The sequence below is a fragment of the Arsukibacterium sp. MJ3 genome, assembly GCF_000987765.1.
GTDB lineage: Bacteria > Pseudomonadota > Gammaproteobacteria > Enterobacterales > Alteromonadaceae > Alishewanella.
Map to the genome: position 1 here is coordinate 70,743 of NZ_LAHP01000008.1, position 23,457 is coordinate 94,199.

Annotated in this window: 19 protein-coding genes; 11 read left to right on the plus strand and 8 right to left on the minus strand. The window is 47.7% G+C overall.

Going from position 1 to position 23,457, the window contains the following annotated elements:
• Genes lpxK through VT06_RS07940 form a run of 3 tightly spaced genes read right to left on the minus strand, consistent with a single transcriptional unit; the run spans window position 1 to window position 4,978 of the window.
• Window positions 1-966 (minus strand): tetraacyldisaccharide 4'-kinase, encoded by a 966-nt coding sequence (gene lpxK, locus VT06_RS07930; protein ID WP_046553763.1) that lies wholly within the window; start codon window positions 964-966, stop codon window positions 1-3.
• Window positions 963-2,708 (minus strand): lipid A export permease/ATP-binding protein MsbA, encoded by a 1,746-nt coding sequence (gene msbA / locus VT06_RS07935; protein WP_046553827.1) that lies wholly within the window; start codon window positions 2,706-2,708, stop codon window positions 963-965. The genes lpxK and msbA overlap by 4 nt, the downstream gene beginning before the upstream one ends.
• A gap of 38 nt (window positions 2,709-2,746) precedes the next feature.
• Complete coding sequence (locus VT06_RS07940) at window positions 2,747-4,978, minus strand: DNA internalization-related competence protein ComEC/Rec2 (protein WP_082122474.1); 2,232 nt, start codon at window positions 4,976-4,978, stop codon at window positions 2,747-2,749.
• A gap of 23 nt (window positions 4,979-5,001) precedes the next feature.
• On the opposite strand from VT06_RS07940, the gene VT06_RS07945 reads away from it, so the two are divergent.
• On the plus strand, window positions 5,002-5,538 hold the full coding sequence (locus tag VT06_RS07945) for a DUF2062 domain-containing protein (RefSeq protein WP_046553764.1): 537 nt from the start codon (window positions 5,002-5,004) through the stop codon (window positions 5,536-5,538).
• On the opposite strand, the gene VT06_RS07950 is transcribed toward VT06_RS07945, so the two are convergent.
• From VT06_RS07950 to VT06_RS07960, 3 genes are read right to left on the minus strand one after another with little or no spacing between them, the layout of a single operon-like run.
• Window positions 5,535-6,773 (minus strand): lipoprotein-releasing ABC transporter permease subunit, encoded by a 1,239-nt coding sequence (locus VT06_RS07950; protein WP_046553765.1) that lies wholly within the window; start codon window positions 6,771-6,773, stop codon window positions 5,535-5,537. The genes VT06_RS07945 and VT06_RS07950 overlap by 4 nt on opposite strands.
• A complete protein-coding gene (lolD, locus tag VT06_RS07955) occupies window positions 6,766-7,449 on the minus strand; it encodes a lipoprotein-releasing ABC transporter ATP-binding protein LolD (protein WP_046553766.1) in 684 nt (227 codons plus the stop codon). Before lolD ends, VT06_RS07950 begins: the two co-directional genes overlap by 8 nt.
• Window positions 7,442-8,641: a lipoprotein-releasing ABC transporter permease subunit gene (locus tag VT06_RS07960; RefSeq protein ID WP_046553829.1), complete on the minus strand. Its 1,200-nt coding sequence runs from the start codon at window positions 8,639-8,641 to the stop codon at window positions 7,442-7,444. The genes lolD and VT06_RS07960 overlap by 8 nt, the downstream gene beginning before the upstream one ends.
• 111 nt (window positions 8,642-8,752) lie before the next feature.
• Between VT06_RS07960 and VT06_RS07965 the strand changes: the two genes are divergently transcribed.
• The 9 genes from VT06_RS07965 (at window position 8,753) to VT06_RS08005 (ending at window position 21,532) form a co-directional block, all read left to right on the plus strand.
• Complete coding sequence (locus VT06_RS07965) at window positions 8,753-9,343, plus strand: PilZ domain-containing protein (RefSeq protein ID WP_046553767.1); 591 nt, start codon at window positions 8,753-8,755, stop codon at window positions 9,341-9,343.
• A gap of 32 nt (window positions 9,344-9,375) precedes the next feature.
• Window positions 9,376-12,852 (plus strand): transcription-repair coupling factor, encoded by a 3,477-nt coding sequence (mfd, locus tag VT06_RS07970; protein ID WP_046553768.1) that lies wholly within the window; start codon window positions 9,376-9,378, stop codon window positions 12,850-12,852.
• Window positions 12,852-13,922, plus strand: coding sequence for a CsiV family protein (locus VT06_RS07975; RefSeq protein WP_046553769.1), 1,071 nt, complete (start codon window positions 12,852-12,854; stop codon window positions 13,920-13,922). Before mfd ends, VT06_RS07975 begins: the two co-directional genes overlap by 1 nt.
• Window positions 13,923-14,125: 203 nt before the next feature.
• Window positions 14,126-14,404: a hypothetical protein gene (locus tag VT06_RS07980; RefSeq protein ID WP_046553770.1), complete on the plus strand. Its 279-nt coding sequence runs from the start codon at window positions 14,126-14,128 to the stop codon at window positions 14,402-14,404.
• A 61-nt stretch (window positions 14,405-14,465) separates the two neighbouring features.
• Window positions 14,466-15,401 carry a ribosome biogenesis GTPase YlqF gene (gene ylqF / locus VT06_RS07985; protein WP_046553771.1) on the plus strand — a complete coding sequence of 312 codons (936 nt, stop codon included), beginning with the start codon at window positions 14,466-14,468 and terminating at the stop codon, window positions 15,399-15,401.
• A 56-nt stretch (window positions 15,402-15,457) separates the two neighbouring features.
• Entirely contained in the window at window positions 15,458-15,817 is a 360-nt protein-coding gene (locus VT06_RS07990; RefSeq protein WP_046553830.1) for a hypothetical protein, read from the plus strand.
• A 50-nt stretch (window positions 15,818-15,867) separates the two neighbouring features.
• Window positions 15,868-17,151, plus strand: coding sequence for a TolC family protein (locus VT06_RS07995; protein ID WP_046553772.1), 1,284 nt, complete (start codon window positions 15,868-15,870; stop codon window positions 17,149-17,151).
• On the plus strand, window positions 17,144-18,385 hold the full coding sequence (locus tag VT06_RS08000; protein WP_046553773.1) for an efflux RND transporter periplasmic adaptor subunit: 1,242 nt from the start codon (window positions 17,144-17,146) through the stop codon (window positions 18,383-18,385). The genes VT06_RS07995 and VT06_RS08000 overlap by 8 nt, the downstream gene beginning before the upstream one ends.
• Window positions 18,386-18,394: 9 nt before the next feature.
• Window positions 18,395-21,532, plus strand: coding sequence for an efflux RND transporter permease subunit (locus VT06_RS08005; protein ID WP_046553774.1), 3,138 nt, complete (start codon window positions 18,395-18,397; stop codon window positions 21,530-21,532).
• Here VT06_RS08005 and VT06_RS18060 read toward each other — a convergent pair.
• The gene (locus VT06_RS18060) at window positions 21,485-21,688 is read right to left on the minus strand and encodes a hypothetical protein (protein WP_152658995.1); all 204 of its coding nucleotides are present in this window, start codon (window positions 21,686-21,688) and stop codon (window positions 21,485-21,487) included. The two genes, VT06_RS08005 and VT06_RS18060, sit on opposite strands and share 48 nt — an antisense overlap.
• 198 nt (window positions 21,689-21,886) lie before the next feature.
• On the opposite strand from VT06_RS18060, the gene VT06_RS08010 reads away from it, so the two are divergent.
• Window positions 21,887-22,399 (plus strand): DUF1993 family protein, encoded by a 513-nt coding sequence (locus VT06_RS08010; protein ID WP_046553775.1) that lies wholly within the window; start codon window positions 21,887-21,889, stop codon window positions 22,397-22,399.
• A gap of 54 nt (window positions 22,400-22,453) precedes the next feature.
• Here VT06_RS08010 and VT06_RS08015 read toward each other — a convergent pair whose 3' ends face one another.
• A complete protein-coding gene (locus tag VT06_RS08015; RefSeq protein ID WP_046553776.1) occupies window positions 22,454-23,455 on the minus strand; it encodes an NAD(P)-dependent alcohol dehydrogenase in 1,002 nt (333 codons plus the stop codon).
• Between the last annotated feature and the right edge of the window lie 2 nt (window positions 23,456-23,457).

A 23,457-nucleotide genomic window follows, 5' to 3' on the forward strand; every position in this document is an offset into this window, starting at 1 on the left:
CTACTCCAGAAGTGTGGTAATGCGGTGAAGAATATCGGCGGTATCTTTTGCACTGAAGCTAGCGTCCACCGGCAAAAAATACCAATCATCGCTAGCAAAGTGCTGGCATTTCACCGCGTCTTTTTCAGTCATCAGTACCGGACCGTTAATGCCACTAAAGTCAGCCGCACTAAACTGATGATGATCACTGAAAAACCGGTTTTCAACTACCGTAAAGCCGGCTTGAACTGCCGTTAATGCAAAGCGTTGCGGATGACCAATACCAGCTACCAGCGTCACGCTACAAGGCGTAAGCTCACGCCCGGTTAACAAGGCTCTAGCGGCCGAGCCTTGCAGCTGCATCATACAGTCGGCGCCGCTAACCGCACCAGAATTGGCAATAATCAAATCAACCTTGGCCAAACGAGTACGAGGTTCGCGCAGGGGGCCTGCCGGTAATAATAACCCATTGCCGAAACCGCGCTTAGCATCCACCAGTACAATTTCCAAATCCCGGGCCAGTCGATAATGCTGCAAGCCATCGTCACACAGAATAATATCGACTTCAGCCAGTGCAAGTAATGCTCGCCCGGCGGCTACCCGATCCGGACACACCACTACCGGGCAATTGCTGCGCCTAGCCAGTAACAATGGCTCATCCCCCACTGCAGAGGCAAGACTATTCGGTGAAACCAGCAACGGTTCGGTAATGTTGGCACCATAACCGCGACTAATAATGCCAGGTTTAATACCTTTGGCTTGCAGTTGCTGACATAACCACAACGTAAAAGGCGTTTTACCGGTGCCACCGACACTGATATTACCGACAATTACTACCGGTTTAGTCAGTTGATAACACCGTATAACACCCAATAAAAACAACTGGCGGCGAATAAATATGATAAGCCAATACAGTGCGGCTAAGGGTAGTAACAATACACTGAGCCAATGGCCTTTTTGATACCAGCTCTGCTCCAGCAGACTCATTGCTCTACGCCAAACTGCAACTTATAGAGTTGAGCATAAGCCCCCTCAACGGCCATGAGTTCAGTATGAGTACCTTGTTCGACAATCCGCCCCTGATCCATCACAATAATCTTGTCGGCCTGCTCAATAGTCGATAACCGATGGGCAATAACAATATTGGTGCGGCCTTTTAGTAATTCATCCAGTGCCGCCTGAATTTTCCGTTCCGACTCAGTATCCAGCGCTGACGTAGCTTCGTCCAGCACCAGGATGGGGGCCTGCCGCAGCAAGGCGCGGGCAATAGCAATACGCTGGCGCTGACCACCCGATAAACTAACACCATTCTCGCCTATAACCGTGTCAAGCCCGTCTTTTAACTGGTTCGAAAATTCCAGTACATGCGCCTTTTCTGCCACATCAAGCAAACGCGCCTGGCTAACCGGTTCATCCAGACCGTAACTAATATTATTGGCAATAGTATCGTTAAATAACGTGACATGTTGTGACACTATCGCCATTTGATTTCGCAAAGACCCCAAAGAGCATTGGCGGATATTTTGACCATCTATAGTAATTTCACCACTACTAAGTTCATAAAAGCGTGGCAACAAGCTGGAAATAGTGGTCTTACCGCTGCCCGAACGGCCCACCAACGCAATAGTTTGACCTGCTGAAGCAGTAAAACTGATATCAAACAACACCTGCTTGTCGTGGCCAGGATAACTAAAGTTAACCTGATCAAAGCAAATGTCACCTTTTACATTAATCAGTTGCACACTACCGGTATCCTGCTCAACCGGTTCATCTAAAATGGCAAATACACTTTTAGCTGCCGCCAGACCACGTTGAAACTCACTGTTCACCGTGGTTAGTTGTTTTAGAGGCCGCAGCATCATCATCATTGACGCAACAATAGTGGTAAAGGTACCTGCCGACAGACTGGCCAGCATTTCTGGAAAGCTGGCCATATACACCACAAAAGCCAGCGCAAATGAGGCAATAATCTGAATCGTTGAGACACTAATCGCCCGGGTAGCTTCCATTTTTACGTCTTGCTGACGAGTTAAATTATTTATCTTATAAAATCGTTGCTTTTCAATATCCTGACCACCGAACGATAAAATGACCTTATGGCCGTTAAGCATTTGTTCTGAGCAGGTTGTGACATTACCCATGGCATTTTGAATATTGCGGCTAAGCAGTCGAAAACGTTTTGATACAACGCTGACAACGACCGCTATTACAGGTGCGATCAGTAGAAATATAGCCGATAATTGCCAGCTCATGATAAACATCATTACCAGCAACCCGGTGACAAACACCCCTTCGCGAATTAACACCGACAACGAACGCGAGGTGGTTTGTTTTATTTGCTCGGTATTATAAGTAACTTTAGAAATTAGCTCGCCAGTAGAGTGCTGGTCGTGAAAACTGACCGGCAAGCGCATGTAGTGCTCAAATAATTGCTGTCGCAACGTCTGCACAACATGGGTGCCAACCCAGTTCAAACAATAACTGGAAATAAAGTTAAAAATGCCCCGAACGATAAAAATAAGCACAACAAATATCGGCGCATAACGCAGATAGTCTGTGTTTTTTTCATTAATGCCTACGTCAATAAAGTCAGGCAGCCGCGATATAAAATAGACATCAATCAGGGCATAGCCCAACATACCTAACGCCGCAGCCAAAAAGCCAAATTTATAGGGAATAACATAACGAAATAAACGCCGGGCGGTACCCGCTTGGTTAGTTTGAGACACTGACAAAGGTTGTTCCTGCCATTTAAGTTTCGCTTATTCTAGCGTGTTGTTACTAAGGTTTCAGCTATTGCCGGTGGCTTTTCTACCCAAAATGGTAATCTTTGCCGCTGCCAACTAGATACTTCAAGCTTATTTGGCTTAAATCGAATACTGATAGCACCATATTCAGCGGTGTTAAGCAAGGGTACACCTAGTAACGCCAACCGTTGCTGAACGGCCTGAGCCGGGTGCTGATAGCCATTCATAAAGGCAGCCGCATTAAGCGCCAGTGACGGATTCACCCGCTGCAGCAGGCTAAGGCTATTAACCGCGGCACTGCCATTATTGGCCAATAACATTACCTCAGCGGTTAAGTCACGGCTATCTGCCAATAATATTTGCTCAGTAGCGCGGTCAATGATGCCTGGAATAAACAACCGCCAGCCCGCAACAGTAACGCGCAATATACAGTGGTCGCTTGCAGGGACTACCAACACCTCTATCTGAATGTCATGATACCACGCGGGTAATTGTTGGCATGAGCTTACGCCGCCCTGTTGGCTAAAGCTGTCGAGGTTATTCTGGCGTACCGGATAATCAGCTAACAACCGCCATTGCCGCTGGCGTTCGGTACGTTGCTGGCGAAACAACAGATAATCAAGTTGGCGAATACCTAATTGCCGCAGCACCGGTTCGAGTTGCCTGGCAGCAATATCCTGAATTGCCAAAGCGGGTGCGGCATCATATAGCAAGGCCCGACTACCGCGCTGTAAAAGTACGACTTGCCGTTGGCCACTATCCAGCAAATGTAGCTGCCATGTCGAGACTTGCAGCGCACTGCCGCTTAACAGCAATACGCTAAGAGGAATAAGGATCAGCATGGCTTTTCTGATAAACAAGAATGCCAGCAATAGCACCATAGTTAGTAAGGAGACCATGACCCCTGACACCTGACTCATTGGCCACCACAGTGGCTGGTCAGCACTCGCGTGCAACCACCACAATAGCGGCCTGAACGCTAAATCTGTTAACTGCCAGAGCCATGTAACGTCGCTAACACCACTGAGGGTTAGCAGCAAACTTAGCAACAACAAAGGAATGGCAACCAGGCTGCACCAGGGTACAAAAATAAGATTAGACAGCAGTACTACCGGACTAAAACCACTAAACAACACGATAGTCAGTAATGTCATCATCACACTGAGCAGCAGATGAAAGCGTAAAAACCATATTAAACGTGCCCGCCAGTGATACTGCGTCAGCGGATAACGCCATAACACAATAAAAATAATAGCGACCGCTAATACTGACAACCAAAAACTGGCACTTAACACCCAAAACGGTTGCACTAACAGCAATAATGACACTAACACCAGCCAGAACCGGCCCAGTGACAACCGGGCTAGTTGACTGCGACAAATAACTAAAAGAGCCAACGCAACACTGGCACGTACAGTAGGTATGGCAAAACTGGCCAACCAGGCGTAAAAAAGTGCAGCGCCAAGTGCCAGTAGTAACGCTAATTGATATTGGCGACCTATCGCCAGAACACCTTTACTGCAACTTGCCAGCCACAGCACCCAGCCAAATACTAAGCCAATGTGTAAGCCTGATATAGCCAATAAATGCCCCAACCCGGAATGCTGTGCGCCAAGCCACAAACGCGCTGAAAAATCGCGCTCGCCCACCGCCAGCGCTTTAAGTAATGGTGCCGTAGCATAAGGGCTAATGGCTCGCTCTACTCGTTCCAGCAATAACTGGCGCAGCGAATATTGCTGCTGCAACAAAATGTGCGGCCCTTTGCTCACTTGCCCTTGTGCTAACAGCCCATTGACCCAACCATAAGTAGTTGTATTAAAACCGCCGGGGTTTACCAGGCCGTGCAGTGGTTTTAAACGCAGCCGCAGACGCCAGTGCTGCCCTGCCGCCAGTAACGGCGGTTGCTGCCAGCGCAAGGTTAACTGATAGCCTCGTGCTGGTCCGCTTAGCACCGTGGCGCTAAACTGGCTGTACTGTGCATACACTTTTGGCGTAGCGTTTATTTTAACTAACAGTACAATATGGTTTTTTTCAAGTAAGGTAGAGGAAGCCAGTTGCTGTTGCTGATACTGCCAGCTTAAGCTGGCGAAGAAACAGCCGGCACCAAAAAAAACCGCCATTACTTTGGGCCATCGTCGCGCGCACAACAGCAAAATCAGCATTGCTAAAAAAATACTGAAAAAAGGTGGCACTATTGGCAAAAATAATGACAATAGGCTGGCTGTAGCAACTCCAATGCAAAATCTTAGCATGGCCTCTTCGAAAACAGGTTGAAATGCCCAAAAAACTATTTAAGAAATATCTACCATCAGCTGAAAAAATCAAGCAACAAAAAATTTTAAATATTTTTGGCAATTTATTACATGATGGCAACTTATGGCATTTAAACCGGCGCTCAGCGCGCGGGGCCTTTGCTGTCGGGCTTTTTTGGGCCTGGATCCCAATGCCCTTTCAAATGCTGGCTGCCGCGGCCATCGCTATTCCGCTGCGGGTTAATCTGCCCCTGACATTGGCCTTAGTCTGGGTATCAAACCCACTAACTATGCCAATCATGTTCTACTTAAGTTATTTAATTGGCACGGTAGTGCTGGCGGCGCCGGTAGAGCCATTTGCTTTTGAAGCGAGTATGGAATGGCTCCGTTACAGTATGCACACTATCGGCAAACCTTTTTTACTGGGTTGCCTGCTGATGGCAACTGCCGCCAGTATAAGCGGCTATTTTTTTATAGACTGGTTATGGCGTTTATCAGTGAAAAAAGCCCAGCTGGCTAAATTACTGAGAAAGAAAAAAACTGATCCTCAACAACATTAGCGCTGGCCCAGTATTGCTGCCGGCTCTACTTTGCTTGCGCGCCAGGCCGGATATAACGTGGCCAGTAAGCTCAGTAATAATGCAATAGCTAATGTTAGCAGCACATCTTGCCAACGTAATACCGAAGGTACAAAATCAATAAAATAAATACTGGGGTCCAGTAATGAGCTGCCTAATAACCGGGTTAAACCAGCAAAAAGTGACTCAATACTACTGGCTAAAATCACCCCCAGCACGGTACCAAGCAATGAGCCAATTAAACCATTTAACCAGCCCAGTAATACAAAGGTTTTTACCAGTTGCCCAGGCGCCATGCCCATGGTCAGTAAAATAGCAATATCGGCTTCTTTTTCCCGCACTGCCATTACCAAGGTTGCGACAATGTTAAAACACGCCACGCCGATGACCAGCGTCAGTACCAAATATAAAATGGCCCTGACCATTTGAATATCGTTATACACATGGCCTTGTGTCCGGTACCAATCTAGCAAATAAACATAATCTTCAGACAACCGGCCCAACTCGCGGGCCAATTGCGCTGCAGCAAAAATATCGTCAATCCTAAATGCCAGGCCATGCACTTCACCCTCTGGCAAGCCCAACCAGTTTGCTAACGTTGTCAGATCTACCCATACTTGGCTGTAATCGAGCTGCCCACCAAGCGACACTATAGCACTGACCGTTAAGTTAACCGTACGGTGGCTGGCCATGCTGCCATCTTCAGCAAAGCGTGGCAGCATCAGCTGCACATTTTGCCCAACGGCAATATTTAACACCTCTGCAATGCCCTGCCCCAAAACAACCTGATTATCGCTAAGGGTCGCCATACTGCCAGAGGTAACATATTGACGCACATCACTGATATGTTGCTCATACAACAGGCTAACCCCCCTAACCTGTGCCGCTTTTACCGCCTCCCTGTGACGCAGCATGCCATTGGCTTTAATAAAAGGTGCCCCGGCGGTTACGCCAGCAGTCGTTTCCATTTTTTGTAGTTTACGCGGCCAATCGGCCAAGGAATACTCGACAGCTTCAAGTTCAATATGCGGGATCACCGAGAGCAACCGTTGCTCTAGCGCCTGCTCAAAGCCGTTCATGACCGACAGTGCCAGAATAAGAATCGCCACCCCTAAGGTAATACCCGAGGTAGAAGATGCCGAGATAAAACGAATAAAACCGCTGGTATGACGGGTTGAACGATAGCGCTTTGCCAGTTGCCAGGCCAGACTAGCCATGCATCACCTCAAGCTTACCTTCGCGCATAATATATTGAGTATCCAGCCGGCTAGCCAATTCCGTATCATGGGTAACCACTACAAAACTGGTATCAAGGCTACTATTAAGCTCTCTAAGTAACTGGTATATTGCTTCAGCGGTATGTTGATCCAGATTCCCGGTTGGCTCATCGGCTAACACTAATGCCGGCTCGGTAACCAACGCTCTGGCAATAGCTACCCGCTGCCGTTCACCGCCGCTGAGTTCAGCCGGTTTATGACTGGCACGGTGGCTAAGACCAACCCGGGCAATCATTGCGCCGGCCTGTTGTAATGCCAGCGCTTTTTTGGTGCCGCGGATCAACAGCGGCATCGCCACATTTTCCAGCGCAGTAAAATCCATTAACAAGTGGTGAAACTGGTAAATAAACCCCAGCTTTTGATTGCGTAAGTTAGCTTTTTTGGCCGAGCTTAACCCTGCCAACGGCTGGCCGGCAATCTGTACGCTGCCGCTGTCGGCTAAATCTAATGCGCCTAAAATATGCAGCAAGGTACTTTTCCCTGAGCCAGAGCTACCGACAATTGCGACCATTTCACCGGCCGCCACGCTTAGGCTGACATTATTTAACACTTCCGTCAGATTGACACCATCCCGATAGCGTTTACAGATCTGAGTCGCTTCTAATACTTTATTCATCACGTAAAATTTCCGCCGGATTAACTTTTACAGCCCGCCAGGCTGGATACAGCACTGCCAGCAGGGTTAGCCCTACAGCACAGCCAAAAATAGTAACAATTTGTAACGGGTTTATCGCCACCGGTAATGCTATGCCACTGGCCAGCTGCAAACCAAGCAGGCCTAATACTTCATTAAGTCGGAAACTTAGCAACAATCCTGCCAATACACCCAATACCGCACCCACCATACCATTTACCACCCCCTGAAAAGCGAATACCGCAAACAGCTGGCTGTCGGTCATGCCTAAGGTTTTCAAAATGGCTACTTCTGCTTGTTTTTCAGTTACCATCATCACCAGCGCCGAGACAATATTAAACGCCGCCACCGCCACTATCAGCAACAACATTAACCACATCATTGCTTTTTCCATGGCAACCGCAGCAAACAGCTTGCCCTGGCTTTGCCGCCAGTCAGTAACCTGGCTAAAGCTGGCGCTCTGACTTAGCCGCTCTGCTAGTAAGGGTGCACTAAAAGGTTCCGCCAAGCTTAGTCTCCAGGAAGGTTCACGCAAGCTTGCAGGCAACAACCGGGCTAAGTCTTCCAAGCGGGTTACCGCCAGCAGGTTATCCACTTCTGAACCAGTATCCACTATTCCCACCACTTCAAATAAACGTTGCCTGGGCAACCAGCCCACCGGCGTGTAACTGCCGCCCTGCGCCAGCATAAACCGCAGTTGCTGACCGCGGCTTACTGCTAATTGTTCAGCCAAGCCCCGCCCCAGCACCACGGCATAACGGGTGTTTGCAAAGTCCTGCCAACTGCCTATCACCAGCGCCTGTTGTAGAAATTGGGGAATGGTTTCACTATTAATGCCCTGCAGCATCACCGCATTTAATTGGCGCGGCGCCTGCACCAGGGCTTCTGACTGTAAAAATGGGTTAATATCCTCTATCTGATCAGCGGCAAAAAGTTCAGTTTGCCAGACATTGTCTGCCACTACCGGCTTTACCACTACATGCGGAATAACGCCTAAAATGCGCTTTTTAAGTTCAGCTTCAAAGCCATTCATCACCGAACTGACCAGCGTCAATGCCATAACACCCAGCAAAATGCCGGCTACTGAAAAAAAAGTAATAAAGGAAATAAAGGCATTGCCTTTGCGGCTTTGGCTGTAGCGCAAACCAAGCAAAATGCTAACGGGTAATTGCATGTTAATATTCAGGACTTTGCCTCGGTTAGATGGTAAATTAACTGCCAAAAATCGCTGCTGATAATAGTGATTATTAGCGACAATAACAAGCAACCTTAGCCGAGACCTGCTATGGACCCACTATTACAGTCACTGACTGACGCCTATAATGACTACTTTAGCGTCGTGCACGATATCACGGTTAACTACAAAGTACTCGACAGCGGTCTGCCCTCAGAACACGACTTTATTGCCAGCATTCCTGAACCGTTTTTACTAGCAGGCGAAATGGGTAATCTGAATATGTCGGCGCTGCGCGCATTAAACCGGATTGGTGAACTGGCCGACGAGCTGGCCAACTATTTGCAACAACAAGCACGAAAAATCGATTTGTTGCTGCACTACGTATTACGCCAGCAAGACAATGCTGAGCATCGTCAGTATACCTTAAGCTATGGTGGTGCAGGCTTATGTTTACAAAGCCCGCGACCACTTCCGTTGTTGGCCATTGTTGAATTAAAAGTGTTTCTGGCCGAAAACGAAGGTGCGGTGTACTGCCTGGGTCAGGTGATCAGTGCCGCGCAACAAGAAGACGGCTGGCAAATAAAAGTTGTGTTTCGGCGCATTAGAGATCAAGATCGTGAACTAATCGTCAGGGCCAGCTTGCATCAGCAGTCCCGCCAGCTAAAACAAAAAGCTGCACAGCGCCAACTACCAGACTAACCGCGACACTTTGCATAGGGTTTTACGTTTTAATGAGTTTGATCAAATCTTTACCTCGCATTAAACGCCAACAAGATCAGCTTAGTTGGGGTCAGCTACATGGGGCTGCTCTGCCCTATGCTATCGCCCAACTTGTTCAGGCCGAGCCTGCAGTTTATTTACTGGTGGTTCCCGATACGCCAAGTGCCGTAAGGCTTGAACAAGAACTGGCGGTGTTTTTAGCGAACAGCCACTGTCCGGTGCTTACCTTGCCCGATTGGGAAACGCTGCCTTATGATGTGTTTTCGCCGCACCAGGACATTATTTCGCAACGTCTGAAAACCTTATATCAATTGCCCCGGCTGCAACAGGGGCTAGTGATTGTGCCTGTTAGTACCTTGTTGTTAAAAATTAGTCACCGCAATTATCTGGAACAAGCCAGTTTTTTAATTGAAAAAGGCCAGCAAGTTGACTTAACCGCGTTAAAACTGCAATTAATTGCCGTCGGCTATCGCGCGGTGGACCAGGTAATGGAACATGGTGAATTCTCTGCCCGTGGCTCGTTACTTGATCTGTTCCCTATGGGCTGCAGTTCACCATTTCGAATAGATTTTTTTGATAACGAGGTCGATGGTATTCGTACCTTCGACCCCGACAATCAACGTAGCGTAGAGCAGGTTTCTGCTATTGAATTGCTGCCAGCTCATGAATTCCCCACCGATAAAGCCGCTATTGAACGCTTTCGGCTGGGCTATCGTGAACGCTTTGCGGCTAGAAATGAAAAAGAATCATTATACCAACAAGTTACACAAGGTATTTTCCCCGCTGGCATTGAATATTATTTACCACTGTTTAGCGAAAAAACCGACAGTTTATTTAGTTTTTTACCGGCTGGCTGCATTGCGCTAAGCTACGGTGATGTTGAGCACAGTGCTAATCAGTTCTGGCAAGAGTTAAAACGCCGTTATCATGACCGGGCAATTGATACACTGCGGCCTATTTTGCAGCCGCAAGAGCTTTACTTACAAACCGATGAATTGTTCAGTGAACTGAATAAATTTAGCCGGTTAAAACTCAGTCGTGCCACCCTGCCGGTTAAAGCCGGTCAGGCCAATGCCTCTGCAGTAGAATTGCCTGAGTTAAATATCCAGCACCAGCTGAAACAACCCTTAGAGCAACTCATTCAATTTTTACTCAGCTTAAAACAACAAAACGGCCGGGCTATCTTTTTTGTTGAAAGCGAAGGCCGGCGGGAAAGTCTGCATCAGCTCTTTAACAAAGCCGGTATTAAAGCACCCGAAATTGAGCATTTAGCTGATTTTGCCAGCCATAACGCCGACGTAGTGATGTTAGTTGGCGCGCTGGAGCAAGGTGCGCTAATTACCAGCACGCCGCCCTTGGCGTTAATCAGTGAAAACGAGTTATTTGGTCAAAAAATCAGCCAGCGGCGCCGGCGTAAAAAAAGTCAGCAAGTGTCTTCAGACACTATTATTCGTAATCTGGCAGAACTAAGTGAAGGCCAGCCAATAGTACATTTACAACACGGTGTTGGCCGCTATCAAGGCCTGCAAGTGCTGGATGCAGCCGGTATTAGTGCTGAATTTGTTACCATTGAATATGCTGGCAGCAGTAAACTCTATGTTCCGGTGTCATCGTTACATCTGCTTAGTCGCTACTCGGGCAGTGATAAAGATCATGCGCCACTGCACAAACTGGGTAACGACACCTGGGAGAAAGCCCGGCGCAAAGCCGCTGAAAAAATTCGTGATGTTGCTGCAGAATTGCTGGATGTCTACGCACAACGGGCGGCCCATCAAGGTTTCGCCTTTACGGTAGATCAGCAACAATATGCGGTATTTGCTGACAGTTTCCCGTTTGAAGAAACGCCCGATCAACAAGATGCCATTACCGCCGTGTTAAACGATATGCAAAGCCGGCAACCCATGGACCGGCTAGTATGTGGCGATGTTGGTTTTGGTAAAACTGAAGTCGCCATGCGTGCCGCTTTTGTCGCCGTTAACGATGGTAAACAAGTCGCGATTCTGGTGCCGACTACGCTACTCGCGCAACAGCATTTTGAAAACTTTAAAGACCGTTTTGCTAACTGGCCGGTGCGGGTTGAAGTACTGTCTCGCTTTATCAGCCAGAAACAACAAAAAGCCATCTTAGAAGATGTTGCCAATGGCAAGGTTGATATTCTTATTGGCACCCATAAACTGCTGCAAGACGATATCAAGCTGCACGATTTAGGCCTACTGGTGGTGGATGAAGAACATCGCTTTGGTGTGCGGCAAAAAGAAAAAATTAAAGCGTTGCGTGCCGATATTGACATTTTAACGCTAACCGCGACCCCTATTCCACGTACCCTAAATATGTCAATGTCAGGTATGCGTGATTTGTCTATTATTGCTACGCCACCATCAAGGCGACTGGCGGTAAAAACCTTTGTCCGGGAGTTTGAAGTTGGCTTGCTGCGAGAAGCGGTAATGCGGGAAATTCTGCGCGGTGGCCAGGTTTATTTTTTACATAACGATGTTGCCAGTATTGAAAAAATGGCCAGCGATCTGGCTGAACTAGTGCCTGAAGCCAATATTGCCATTGCCCATGGTCAACTGCGTGAGCGTGATCTGGAACGGATAATGGCTGACTTTTATCATCAGCGCTTTAATTTACTGCTCTGCTCTACCATTATAGAAACCGGTATCGATGTACCTACAGCCAATACTATTATTATTAACCGTGCTGATAATTTTGGTTTGGCTCAGCTGCATCAATTGCGCGGCCGGGTGGGTCGCTCGCACCATCAGGCCTACGCGTATTTGCTGACGCCACCACCAAAACGACTTAGTAAAGATGCTGAAAAACGGCTGGAAGCTATCTCCTCACTGGAAGATTTAGGTGCGGGCTTTATACTGGCCACTCATGATATGGAAATTCGTGGTGCTGGTGAATTGTTAGGCGCTGAGCAAAGCGGCCAAATTGAAACCATCGGTTTTACACTTTACATGGATATGCTGGAAGAAGCCGTTACCGCTCTAAAAGAAGGGCGCCAACCAAGCCTTGATGCCATGTTAAGCCAGCAAAGTGAAATTGATTTAAAAATTCCGGCGTTATTACCCGATAGCTATATACCAGATGTTAACCTGCGGCTGTCGTTTTATAAAAAACTGGCTAGCGCCAAAGATGAAGACGAACTGGACGAAGTTCAGGTAGAATTAATTGACCGTTTTGGTTTACTGCCCGATGCAGCGAAAAACCTGGTTAAACTTACCGAGTTTAAACAACAAGCTCAGGCGTTGGGTGTTCGGCGGATTGAAGCCAATGCCAAAGGCGGTGTAATTGAATTTGCTGATAAAACCCGGGTTGCGCCTGGTTACATTATTGGCCTGATCCAACAGCAAAGCCGGGTTTTTAAACTTGATGGCGGTCAAAAACTTCGTTTTACCATCGCCAGCCCTGACGCCAAAGACCGGCTAGTATTAATTGCCAATATGTTAGCTGACTTCAGCCAACATCAGCTGGAGAAATAATGAAATTATCTTTTATTACTAATATGTTAAGTGCATTAACACTGACATTAACCGCGACAACGGTTGTGGCCAATAGCAATGCCAATGAGCGCTGGTTTGAAGTTGAGCTGATTGTATTTAGCCATGCTGGTAGCAGTAAATTAAAAGAACAGTTTAGCCAAGAGGTTAAACCTATCCGGCTTAGCAACAGCATCGATTTAGTGTCTGCCATGTACCAGCCAGATATTCAGTCGTTACTGCAAAATAGTAATGACTGCAACCTTACAGGGGTTGCACCCGTTAGTTTATTGCCGGCAGAGCTGCGCAACTGGCAACGATGGCAACCGCGGCTTTATCCGCTGTTTTGTATTAGTGAACCCCAGGTACCCGCCTGGTTTAATCAAGGGCTTTTTCCAGAACGCCAACTAAATACTCAGTTACCTATGCCCGCACGCATGCCGGTGCAACTGGCAGCAAAAGCTGACAGCCATCAATCTGTGCCTTACCTGGCGCCGCTTACGGCTTTTGCATTAAACGATGTCGCCAGCAAGATTAATCGCCAGCCTAATCAACACGTGATCCTGCACACCGTGTGGCGCCAAGCGCCGGTGACTGAGCGGCTGGCAATACCCAGCCGCTGGTTTGCTGGGGAAAATTATTCATCCCAAATAGATTATTGGGGCCAGCGAATTACACCGGCAGCAATGGCGGCAATTACCCCAGCTAATCCGTTGCAGTACCAGCAACAGGATGATGTCTTTAGCGCTATTGATACTCTGCTTGCACAATTGACGGCGACCGGCAAATTGGAAAATCTGCAGACAGGCCGGCAAAGCGAGATACCAATAAGCGATAACCTGTCTAATGTGCCTGCCGAGGTGTGGCAGCTAGATGGCCTGTTTAAATTACATTTAGACCACTACTTGTTTGTAAATACGGAGTTTAACTTATGGCGACCAATGGCTGACACTATGCAAAGCATTAATGTAAAACAAAGTCGGCGGGTGATCAGTGGTGAAATTCACTACTTAGACCACCCCTACCTTGGCATCGTGTTACAAATACGCCGCTACCAGCCGCCTGAGCTTTAGCTTAACCCATCAAATAACAACACATCAACTGCATATCACCTTAAACGAACCGGTTAAAACGGACAAAACGTTAATGGATGGTTGCTTTATTTAAAAAAGGAACTAAAATAGCGTCTTCATTACATATTTATACAAATAACAACGGGTAAGTAACATAGTTTTTTCTTACAGTGTCTAAACCCGTTAACCACAATCAGAGATCAATGGACGACTTAAATCTGCAGCCAGAGTTTACCCCCGCGCACTACGTGTTATTATTGCTGTTACTGATTTTTGCCAGTGCGGGTAGCAGTATTTTAGCTTGGTTTTTACCACAGGCTGCTAACAGCTTGTGGTTAAGTGCGTTACCACCGTTGCTTGGCTTGTACAGCCTGTTAATACTATTTAAAGGGCTTGGCATTATTCGTTTACCTTCAGCAGCAGTTTACTCAGCCATTTTCACCCCGGTTACCGTAATAAGCTTTTATCAATTTTTCTTATAGCACGTTATCAGACCAACGGTTTTAGGGTATTATGCGCCCTTTGCACCATTGAGGATAACAGATGTCAATTAACTGGTTTCCAGGCCACATGCACAAGGCCCGTAAAGAAATTGCTGAGGTAATGCCTCAGGTTGATATCATTATCGAAATGCTTGACGCCCGCATCCCTTTTTCCAGCGAAAATCCATTGGTACCGCAACTACGCGGTAATACGCCCTGTATTAAAGTACTAAACAAAGCCGATTTAGCCGACCCGGTACTAACGGCAGTTTGGGTAGCGCATTTTGAACAACAATCCGGAGTGCGTGCTATCCCCATCAGCCAACAACACCCTGAGCAAATTAGAGCGTTGTTAACACTGTGCAATGAGATGCTACCAGAACGTAATCTTGACATCCGGCCAGCCAGGGCAATGATTATGGGTATTCCAAATGTGGGTAAATCTACCTTAATTAATACTCTGGCCGGGCGCACCATCGCTAAAACCGGCAATGAAGCCGGTGTCACTAAAATGCAACAGCGGATCAGGCTAGACAATAATGTTATTTTGACTGACACCCCAGGTTTTTTATGGCCTAAACTCAGCCCGCCAACCTGTGGCTACCGGCTGGCTGTAACGGGTGCCATTAAAGACACGGTGTTTGAATATGCCGATATCGCCCTGTTTGCTGCCGATTATTTGTTGCAAGTATACCCCGATGCGGTAATGCAACGTTTTGATTTAACCGAGCAACCCGAAAATGATCTCGCTCTGCTTGATGCAATTGGCATTCGCCGCGGCTGTATGCGTAAAGGTGGTATAGTCGACTTAGAAAAAGCCGGTACTATTCTTATTACTGAACTTCGTGCCGGCAACCTCGGTCCATTGACGCTGGAAACGCCCGATATGGTAAGCCAGGAGCAAATTGATGCGAAAGCAGCAGAAGCGACTAAAGCGCAAGATAAAGCCGAGCGTGAAGCTGAGCGTAAACGTAAAACACAGCGGAAGTACCGCTAACGTCTTGTTGTTACAGCAAACAAACGCTACTATCCTCTGTGGTTATTGAGGGTGTCATGTTTATTAGAATATTGCTTGGTAAAACACGGTTTAGTCGAATTCAGCTAAGCAAGGCATTGGGTGTAATTTTTTTGCTATTGATAATGCTGAATCATGCTGTAATGGCATGTGATGGCTTAGTCATTCACTTGCCTGAGCATGCGCATGCTTATACCAGCCTAAGCGACAACCACAGTAGTAATAACAGCGTTGTTGATGATACTGAGCTTCACACTGAGCACGCTCATGTAGCCTGTTATATCGCTTTTTTTCATGGTATCGAATTACTCAATTTCAGTAACAGCGCCATAGCCAGCGCCAGTCGCCGAGTTAACTTTATCAGCTACAGCCCACCGGTTCCGCCTCCCAACAACTGATCCTGCTTGTTTGTCATTTTATTTACTGATTAACTAACAGGAGCATACCTATGCGTATGACATTGACGCTAACGGCATTGCTGATCGCGGCGCTTTGCTCGCAGCTACTGCATGCTGAGACGACAACGCTAACATTGGCACAAGCCTTACAGCGTACCTTGCAACACGACATAAATTTACTCACCTTTCCATACCAGTTTCGGATGGCAGAAGCTGAAGAAGTGCAAGCCACTATAACACCCAACCCTGAACTGGATGTTACGCTGGAAAATGTGCTGGGCACTGGTGAAAACCGTGCGTTGGCCAGTGCAGAGCTTACCCTTAGCCTGAGCCAGCAAATTGAACTGGGCCAGAAACGGCAGCGCAGGCTGACGCTGGCACAACACCATAGCCAGCTGCAACGCGATAACTATCAACTGGCCAGGCTGGATGCACTTGCCGCGACCAGCTTGCAGTATTTACAGCTATTACGCCTGCAACGATTACAGACATGGGCAAATGACAAAATAGCCCGTGAACAGGCCCTTCTAAGTACGGCAGAGGGTCGCAGTAAAACCGGTAATCTGCTAGATGCCGATATCAGCCGGATCAGACTACGGCTGGTTCGCAGCCAGATTGAATTAGCCGATATTACCCAAGCTATCGAAAGCCGGCGTTACCGTTTAGCCGCAAGATGGCAGGCAGCGCCCGACTTTACTGTAGTCGCGGGTGATATCAGCATACTACCAATGCTACCGGCGTTGTCGGCCTTACAAACGCAACTGCAACATAATCCGGCGTTACAACGTTATGCCACGCTGGCGCGTATTGCACAAAGCCAGCTGCGCCTGACCGAGGCCAACAGCAAAGCCGATATCCGGTTCTCTGCCGGCGTAAGACGCAACGAAGCTAGCAATGACAACGCCGTAGTATTTGGTTTTAGTATGCCGCTAACCTTATCAGACCCCAATCAGGGCCGACGACAGGCTGAGGCCACTGAGCAAGCGCTCTTACTCAGACAACAGCAACATGCCCGCACTGAGCTGTCGTTATTAATCCAACAACAGTGGTTAAATTTAGAGCAGCTTCGCGGCACCGTGCACGCCGTCAACAACCTGCTTTTACCAGAAGCAAAGCAATTGCGACAAGCCAGCTTACGTAGTTATCAGCAAGGTCAACTGGATTTGCTTAGTCTGTTATCTGCTGAAGAAGAGTTGGCGCAAGCCGAACGCGATGTAATTGAAAGCCAAAGCCGCTTTCATCTCACCTTATTGGAGTTGGAGCAACTTACCGGTCAACCCATGATCCTGACTAGCACGGCAGCAGTTGCTGCGTTGGAGTATAGCAATGACTAAGACATTGAATTTATTGACCAGCCTGTTTATGTTTTTTTTATTACTTGGTAGCAACAGCAGTTACAGCGCAGGCGGCCACGACGGGCATGACGATGAACATCAAACTAAAGCAGCTGAAGGCCCACAGGGTGGCAGATTGTTAACCGAGGCGAACTTTGCCATTGAAGTGACTATTTTTGAAACTAACATACCAGCGGAAATGCGCTTATATGCTTATGCTGATGGTAAGCCGGTCGAACCTGATGCGCTAACCGCTAAGGTGACACTGCAGCGGTTGGATGGCCAGCAAGATGACATACAATTTAGCGCAGAGCAGCGTTATCTGGTCAGTGATATCAGTATCGCCGAGCCTCACTCTTATAGTGTCGATGTCAATGTCGAGTATCAGGGAAAACATTACCACTGGCACTACGACAGCTTTGAAGGGCGGGTTGAATTGAACGAGCGCATAATGGGCTTAACAGGTATTGCCACCGATATCGCTAATAGCCAGACATTAACCCAAAAAACGCATTTATTTGGGGTGATCAGCGCCCCGCCTACTGCCCGTTTTAATGTACGGGTTCCTTATAGCGGCATAGTTAGTCAGGTGCTGGTGCAACAAGGTGATGCCGTCAGTAAAGGACAGCTGCTGGCGCGCGTCAGCAATAAAACCACCTTAAAACAATACGACATTATCTCGCCGGCTGCGGGCGTCGTTACCGAGCGCTTCTTTAATAACAACGAGCTTATTCTCGACGAAATACTGTTTAGCATCGCCGATTATCGCCAGCTGTATGTTGAACTGTCGGCCTTTCCTAACGATATACAGCAACTCCGGCTTGATATGCCGGTGACCGTGTTTAGTTTACATCATGGCGAAACTGCCAGCAGCAGCATTAGCTACATCGCACCACAAATGACAGAAGGGCACATTGCGCGGGTACGTGCAGTAATAAGCAACAGCAGTGGTTATTGGCGGCCAGGTATGCATGTTGAAGCCACAGTACTCACGGCAGAAATACCGGTAGCGCTGGCGGTGAAAAAAAGTGCTATTCAGCGTTATCGTGATATGCCAGTGGTGTTTGCCCGTTATGGCAATACCTTTGAGGTGAGGATGTTACAATTTGGCCGCGAAGACGATGACTACATTGAAGTGACATCGGGCCTTAAACCGGGCACTGAATACGCTACAGCCAATAGCTTTGTGCTTAAAGCTGATGTATTAAAATCCGGCGCCAGCCATGCTCACTAGGAGGGCATTATGATTGATATACTGTTAAAGTTTGCCCTTGAGCGCCGTTATTTAGTGCTAGGCCTGACCTTGTTGCTGGTACTAACCGGTATTTATAATACGCAGCGTTTACCAATGGATGCAGTGCCCGATATTACTAATGTCCAGGTACAAATTAATACGACTGCCCCAGGTTACTCGCCACTGGAAACCGAGCAACGGCTGACGGTACTAATTGAAAACGCCATGGCCGGCTTACCGAAGCTGCAATACAGTCGCTCGTTATCACGCTACGGTATGTCGCAGGTTACCGTAGTATTTAATGATGGCACCGATATTTACTGGGCACGTCAGCAGGTCTCTGAACGCTTACAGGCGGTAAGAGCCAATTTACCCAAAGATACCAACACCACGCTTGGCCCCATAGCCACCGGCCTCGGTGAAATTTTTATGTATACCGTGAGCGCTCAGCCTGACGCGGTAAAAGCAGATGGCAGCACTTATACCGCTGAAGATCTTCGCACCTTACAAGATTGGGTAATTAAACCACAACTGGTTGTCGTAAAAGGTGTGACCGAAGTGAACACCATTGGCGGTTACCTGCGCCAGTATCAAGTGGCACCCGATCCCGCCAAGCTACTCGCCTTTAAACTAACCCTGGATGACATCGCCACTGCACTTGAGCGCAATAACAGCAATGTTGGTGCCGGTTATATTGAGCAACGCGGTGAACAATGGCTGGTTCGCTCACCAGGTCAACTGCGTAACCTTGATGATATCCGCATGCTAATTATTGCCAAGCGTGATGATGCCCCAGTGCGGTTGCATCATGTTGCAGAGGTATATCTGGGTAAGGAGTTACGAACCGGTGCCGCCAGCTTAAATGGTGAAGAAACCGTGCTGGGTACCGTGTTTATGCTAATGGGTGAAAACAGCCGTACTGTGGCAAAAGCCGTGGCTGAGCAACTGCAGCAAGTAAACCAGTCATTACCTGCGGGAGTAATAGCGCAAGCAGTATACAACCGCACTATCCTGGTAGACAAAACCATTGCCACCGTGCAGAAAAATCTGTTCGAAGGCGCCGTGCTGGTTATCGTAGTATTGTTTATTTTTTTGGGTAATATTCGTGCGGCACTGATTACGGCGTTAGTTATTCCACTTAGTATGTTATTTGCCATCAGTGGCATGGCCATCAATAACGTTAGCGGCAATTTAATGAGCTTAGGCGCTATTGACTTTGGCTTAATGGTCGACGGTGCTGTCATTGTGGTAGAGAACTGCCTGCGCCGGTTAGGCTTAGCGCAGCATCGAACTGGTCGCTTGTTAACGCTAGAAGAACGTTTACTTGAAGTTTATCACGCCACCCGAGAGGTGTTTACCCCGGCGGTATTTGGTGTGCTAATTATTATGTTGGTTTTTATGCCCATTTTTGCACTAAGCGGGGTAGAAGGTAAAATGTTTCACCCTATGGCCTTTACCGTAATTGCCGCCTTGGCGGGTGCTGTGTTGTTGGCCATTACTTTTGTACCTGCAGCGGTGGCTATTTTTGTCAGTGGCAAGGTTAAAGAGCAAGATTCCGGGTTAATGCGCACCTTAAAACGCGGCTACTCGGCAGTACTGCGTCAAAGTTTACGCCACTCAATGCTGTTTATCAGTACAGCGTTGTTGTTGGTGGCCGCCGTATTCTGGCAGGGCAGTAAGCTAGGAAGTGAGTTTATGCCTCAGCTCGATGAAGGCGATGTGGCCTTACATGCGCTACGCATACCCGGTACCAGCCTTAGCCAGTCGTTACAAATGCAGCTGCTGCTGGAGCGTGAAATTGTAGCATTACCGCAGGTAGAACGGGTATTTAGCAAATTGGGTACCGCAGAAATTGCCACCGATCCGATGCCACCGAATGTTGCTGATACTTTTGTCATATTAAAACCACAAGCACAGTGGTCAGACAGTAATATGAGCAAGGCTGACTTTGTTGCGTTGTTGCGGCAAACCGTTGAAGCCGTACCTGGCAATAACTACGAGTTTACCCAGCCGATTGAAATGCGCTTTAACGAGCTAATTGCTGGCGTACGCAGCGATGTGGCACTACGAATATATGGTGATGATTTAGCCACATTGGCTGAATTGGGTGAGGCGGCAACTAAATTGCTGGCTACTATACCCGGTGCCGTTGATGTGCGGATGGAGCAAGCAACGGGTCTGCCAATGTTATCCATTGAGCCAGATCGTGAACATCTGGCATTACTGGGTATCGATGTGGCCACAGTGCAGCAGACTATTCAAACTATGGTTGGTGGCTCTCAAGTCGGGCTTATTTATGAAGGAGACAAAGCATTTGCTTTAATCATCCGGGCCGACGAGACACTTCGAAGCGATCCGCAACAATTAAAACGCCTGCCGGTAGCGCTGCCGGAAATTAATGATAACGGTGCAAACGCCGAGCTTACTTATGTACCACTGGGTGAAGTAGCACATTTTAATGAAATTGACGCCCCGAATCAGATCAACCGGGAAAGCGCCAAGCGTAATATTGTGGTGAGCGCCAATGTAGCTGGCCGCGATCTTGGCAGCTTTATCAGCGAAACCAGGCAGCTAATGGCCGATAAGCTTGAGTTACCCGCCGGTTACTGGCTTGGCTACGGCGGCACGTTTGAGCAATTGCAATCGGCATCTGAGCGCTTAATGTGGATAGTACCGCTAACCTTACTGATGATATTTGGTCTGCTCTACAGTGCACTTAATTCAGCTAAAGATGCATTAATCGTATTTAGCGGCGTTCCCTTGGCCTTAACCGGAGGCTTTGCGGCATTAATGCTTCGCGATATGCCGCTGTCAATTTCAGCTGCAGTAGGCTTTATTGCCTTATCGGGTATTGCGGTACTGAATGGTGTGGTGATGTTAGCGATGATTACGCAATTACGTGAGCAAGGCCTTAACTTGTTGCAAGCGATACAACAGGGTGCCTTGCAGCGTTTGAGGCCGGTGTTAATGACAGCACTGGTGGCAAGCCTTGGCTTTGTACCCATGGCCTTTAACAGTGGCACCGGCGCCGAAGTGCAACGGCCGTTAGCCACCGTTGTCATTGGTGGCATTATTACCGCGACCTTACTTACCCTGGTGCTATTGCCGGCGCTGTATAAACTGGTACATCGTAAAGCCAGTCAGTAAACCGTTACTGGCCAGTAATAACAGCAACTGCAGATGTTGTACCAGCAGCAACTGCAGTTGCTGCTGGCTGCGCAGTGCCACTTGGACTTGTATAGCGACATCGGCAAACTCACGTAAACTGAGTATGCATTGTCCTTTTAGTCGTTTTCTTCGCACTTCACCTTATCAATACCCTGCTCTAACAACGCGCTTTTAATGACGATATGTACTAAAACCTAGTCGTCTATGCTCAGCACATTTAATTTATCTCAGGCATTGCCCGTGACGGTATTTGCCCCAATTAATTACATAATGTAGCTATTATGCTGTGCCATTACTAACCTGAACCATTATTAACCGAAAAAGGGTCCCACCATGTTTTACGAACTGACCGTAGTGCAAAATAGTAAAATGCTGCAAAACCTGAGTGCCATTTTAGCCAAAAGCACAGCCTTTGCAGAGAGCAAAAAAATTGACGTTGAAGTATTGTTAAATGCCAGACTAGCTCCCGATCAGTTTAATTTGATGCGTCAGGTACAAATTGCTTGCGACAGCGCCAAGCTAGGCGTAGCACGCTTAACTGACAAGGTTGACAGTGCACCAAAACATGCTGATGACGAAACAACATTAGCTGAGTTACAGCAACGCATTACTGACACGGTGGCTTATCTGGCAACCTTTACCGAAGCCGATTTTGCCAATGCGGCTACCCAACGAATTTCGCAACCACGTTGGGAAGGTAAATATCTACATGGTCAGGAGTTTTTGATACAACATATCATGCCAAATGTGTATTTTCATATCAGCACTGCCTATGCCATTTTGCGCCATAACGGCGTAGAGGTGGGTAAAAAAGATTACCTTGGTGCCATGCCATACAAGGCTTAACAAAAACAGTATAAAAAAACGCCGGCTAATGCCGGCGCTTTTATTGCTGAAACGCTATCGTTCCAAAACCACGCGGTATCGCGCCTTGCCACTTTCCAAATGTGCTATCGCTTCATTTATCTGTTCAAACTTAAACATCTCCACCACCGGTTTAATATTATGCTGCACAGCAAAATCAAGCATTTTTGCAATGGTTTGCGGACTGCCAACGGGTGAGCCTGAAACACTTCGCTGCGCCATAATAAGGCTAAATACATTGACATCAAGCGGCTCTAGCGAAGCCCCTACAAAATGCAGGCGGCCCTTTGGTTTTAAGGTGGCCAGATACAAGTTCCAGTCTAACGTCACATTTACCGTTGAAATAATAAAATCAAAACGCCCGGCGGCTTTTTCAATATCATCGCTACTGAGAGAATTAATGCAATGGTGTGCACCCAACTCTTTTGCTTCAGCCGTTTTACTTTCGCTAGAGGTAAAGGCAGTTACTTCACAGCCCCAGGCCCGTAAAAATTGCAAACCAAGATGGCCTAAACCACCAATACCAATTACCGCAACCTTATCTGTTGGTTTTACATCAAATTGCACCATAGGGTTAAAAACAGTAATACCACCACAAAACAATGGACCAGCGGTTTTGGCATCCATTCCTTCAGGTAACGGTATTACCGCACTGGCATTAGCCCGCACTTTATCGGCAAAACCACCATGGCGGCCCACGATTGTGCCCTGTGCTGTGGTACACAAGTTTTGATCACCACTGCCGCACGTGCTGCACACGTTGCAGTAATCAGAGTGCCAGCCTAAGCCAACCACCTGCCCGGCTTTCAGATGATTCACGGCTGTGCCTACTGCCGCTATGCGACCGACCACTTCGTGGCCTGCTACCAGTGGGTAACTTGACATGCCCCACTCGTTATTTAACATCGATAGGTCAGAGTGGCAAATCCCGCAATAATCAACCTCAATTTCTACTTCATCACGGCCAAGTGTACCAGGATCATATTCCCAGGCTGTCAGCTCCCCTTTTGCTTTTAATGCGGCATAAGCTTTAATCATAT

Excerpts from the sequence above, each read along its gene's own strand:
- lpxK (WP_046553763.1), bottom strand. The coding sequence starts at position 966 with ATGAGTCTGCTGGAGCAGAGCTGGTATCAAAAAGGCCATTGGCTCAGT.
- VT06_RS07940 (WP_082122474.1), bottom strand. The coding sequence starts at position 4,978 with ATGCTAAGATTTTGCATTGGAGTTGCTACAGCCAGCCTATTGTCATTA.
- VT06_RS07945 (WP_046553764.1), top strand. The coding sequence starts at position 5,002 with ATGCCCAAAAAACTATTTAAGAAATATCTACCATCAGCTGAAAAAATC.
- VT06_RS07950 (WP_046553765.1), bottom strand. The coding sequence starts at position 6,773 with ATGGCTAGTCTGGCCTGGCAACTGGCAAAGCGCTATCGTTCAACCCGT.
- lolD (WP_046553766.1), bottom strand. The coding sequence starts at position 7,449 with ATGAATAAAGTATTAGAAGCGACTCAGATCTGTAAACGCTATCGGGAT.
- VT06_RS07960 (WP_046553829.1), bottom strand. The coding sequence starts at position 8,641 with ATGCAATTACCCGTTAGCATTTTGCTTGGTTTGCGCTACAGCCAAAGC.
- VT06_RS07965 (WP_046553767.1), top strand. The coding sequence starts at position 8,753 with ATGGACCCACTATTACAGTCACTGACTGACGCCTATAATGACTACTTT.
- mfd (WP_046553768.1), top strand. The coding sequence starts at position 9,376 with ATGAGTTTGATCAAATCTTTACCTCGCATTAAACGCCAACAAGATCAG.
- VT06_RS07975 (WP_046553769.1), top strand. The coding sequence starts at position 12,852 with ATGAAATTATCTTTTATTACTAATATGTTAAGTGCATTAACACTGACA.
- VT06_RS07980 (WP_046553770.1), top strand. The coding sequence starts at position 14,126 with ATGGACGACTTAAATCTGCAGCCAGAGTTTACCCCCGCGCACTACGTG.
- ylqF (WP_046553771.1), top strand. The coding sequence starts at position 14,466 with ATGTCAATTAACTGGTTTCCAGGCCACATGCACAAGGCCCGTAAAGAA.
- VT06_RS07990 (WP_046553830.1), top strand. The coding sequence starts at position 15,458 with ATGTTTATTAGAATATTGCTTGGTAAAACACGGTTTAGTCGAATTCAG.
- VT06_RS07995 (WP_046553772.1), top strand. The coding sequence starts at position 15,868 with ATGCGTATGACATTGACGCTAACGGCATTGCTGATCGCGGCGCTTTGC.
- VT06_RS08000 (WP_046553773.1), top strand. The coding sequence starts at position 17,144 with ATGACTAAGACATTGAATTTATTGACCAGCCTGTTTATGTTTTTTTTA.
- VT06_RS08005 (WP_046553774.1), top strand. The coding sequence starts at position 18,395 with ATGATTGATATACTGTTAAAGTTTGCCCTTGAGCGCCGTTATTTAGTG.
- VT06_RS08010 (WP_046553775.1), top strand. The coding sequence starts at position 21,887 with ATGTTTTACGAACTGACCGTAGTGCAAAATAGTAAAATGCTGCAAAAC.
- VT06_RS08015 (WP_046553776.1), bottom strand. The coding sequence starts at position 23,455 with ATGATTAAAGCTTATGCCGCATTAAAAGCAAAAGGGGAGCTGACAGCC.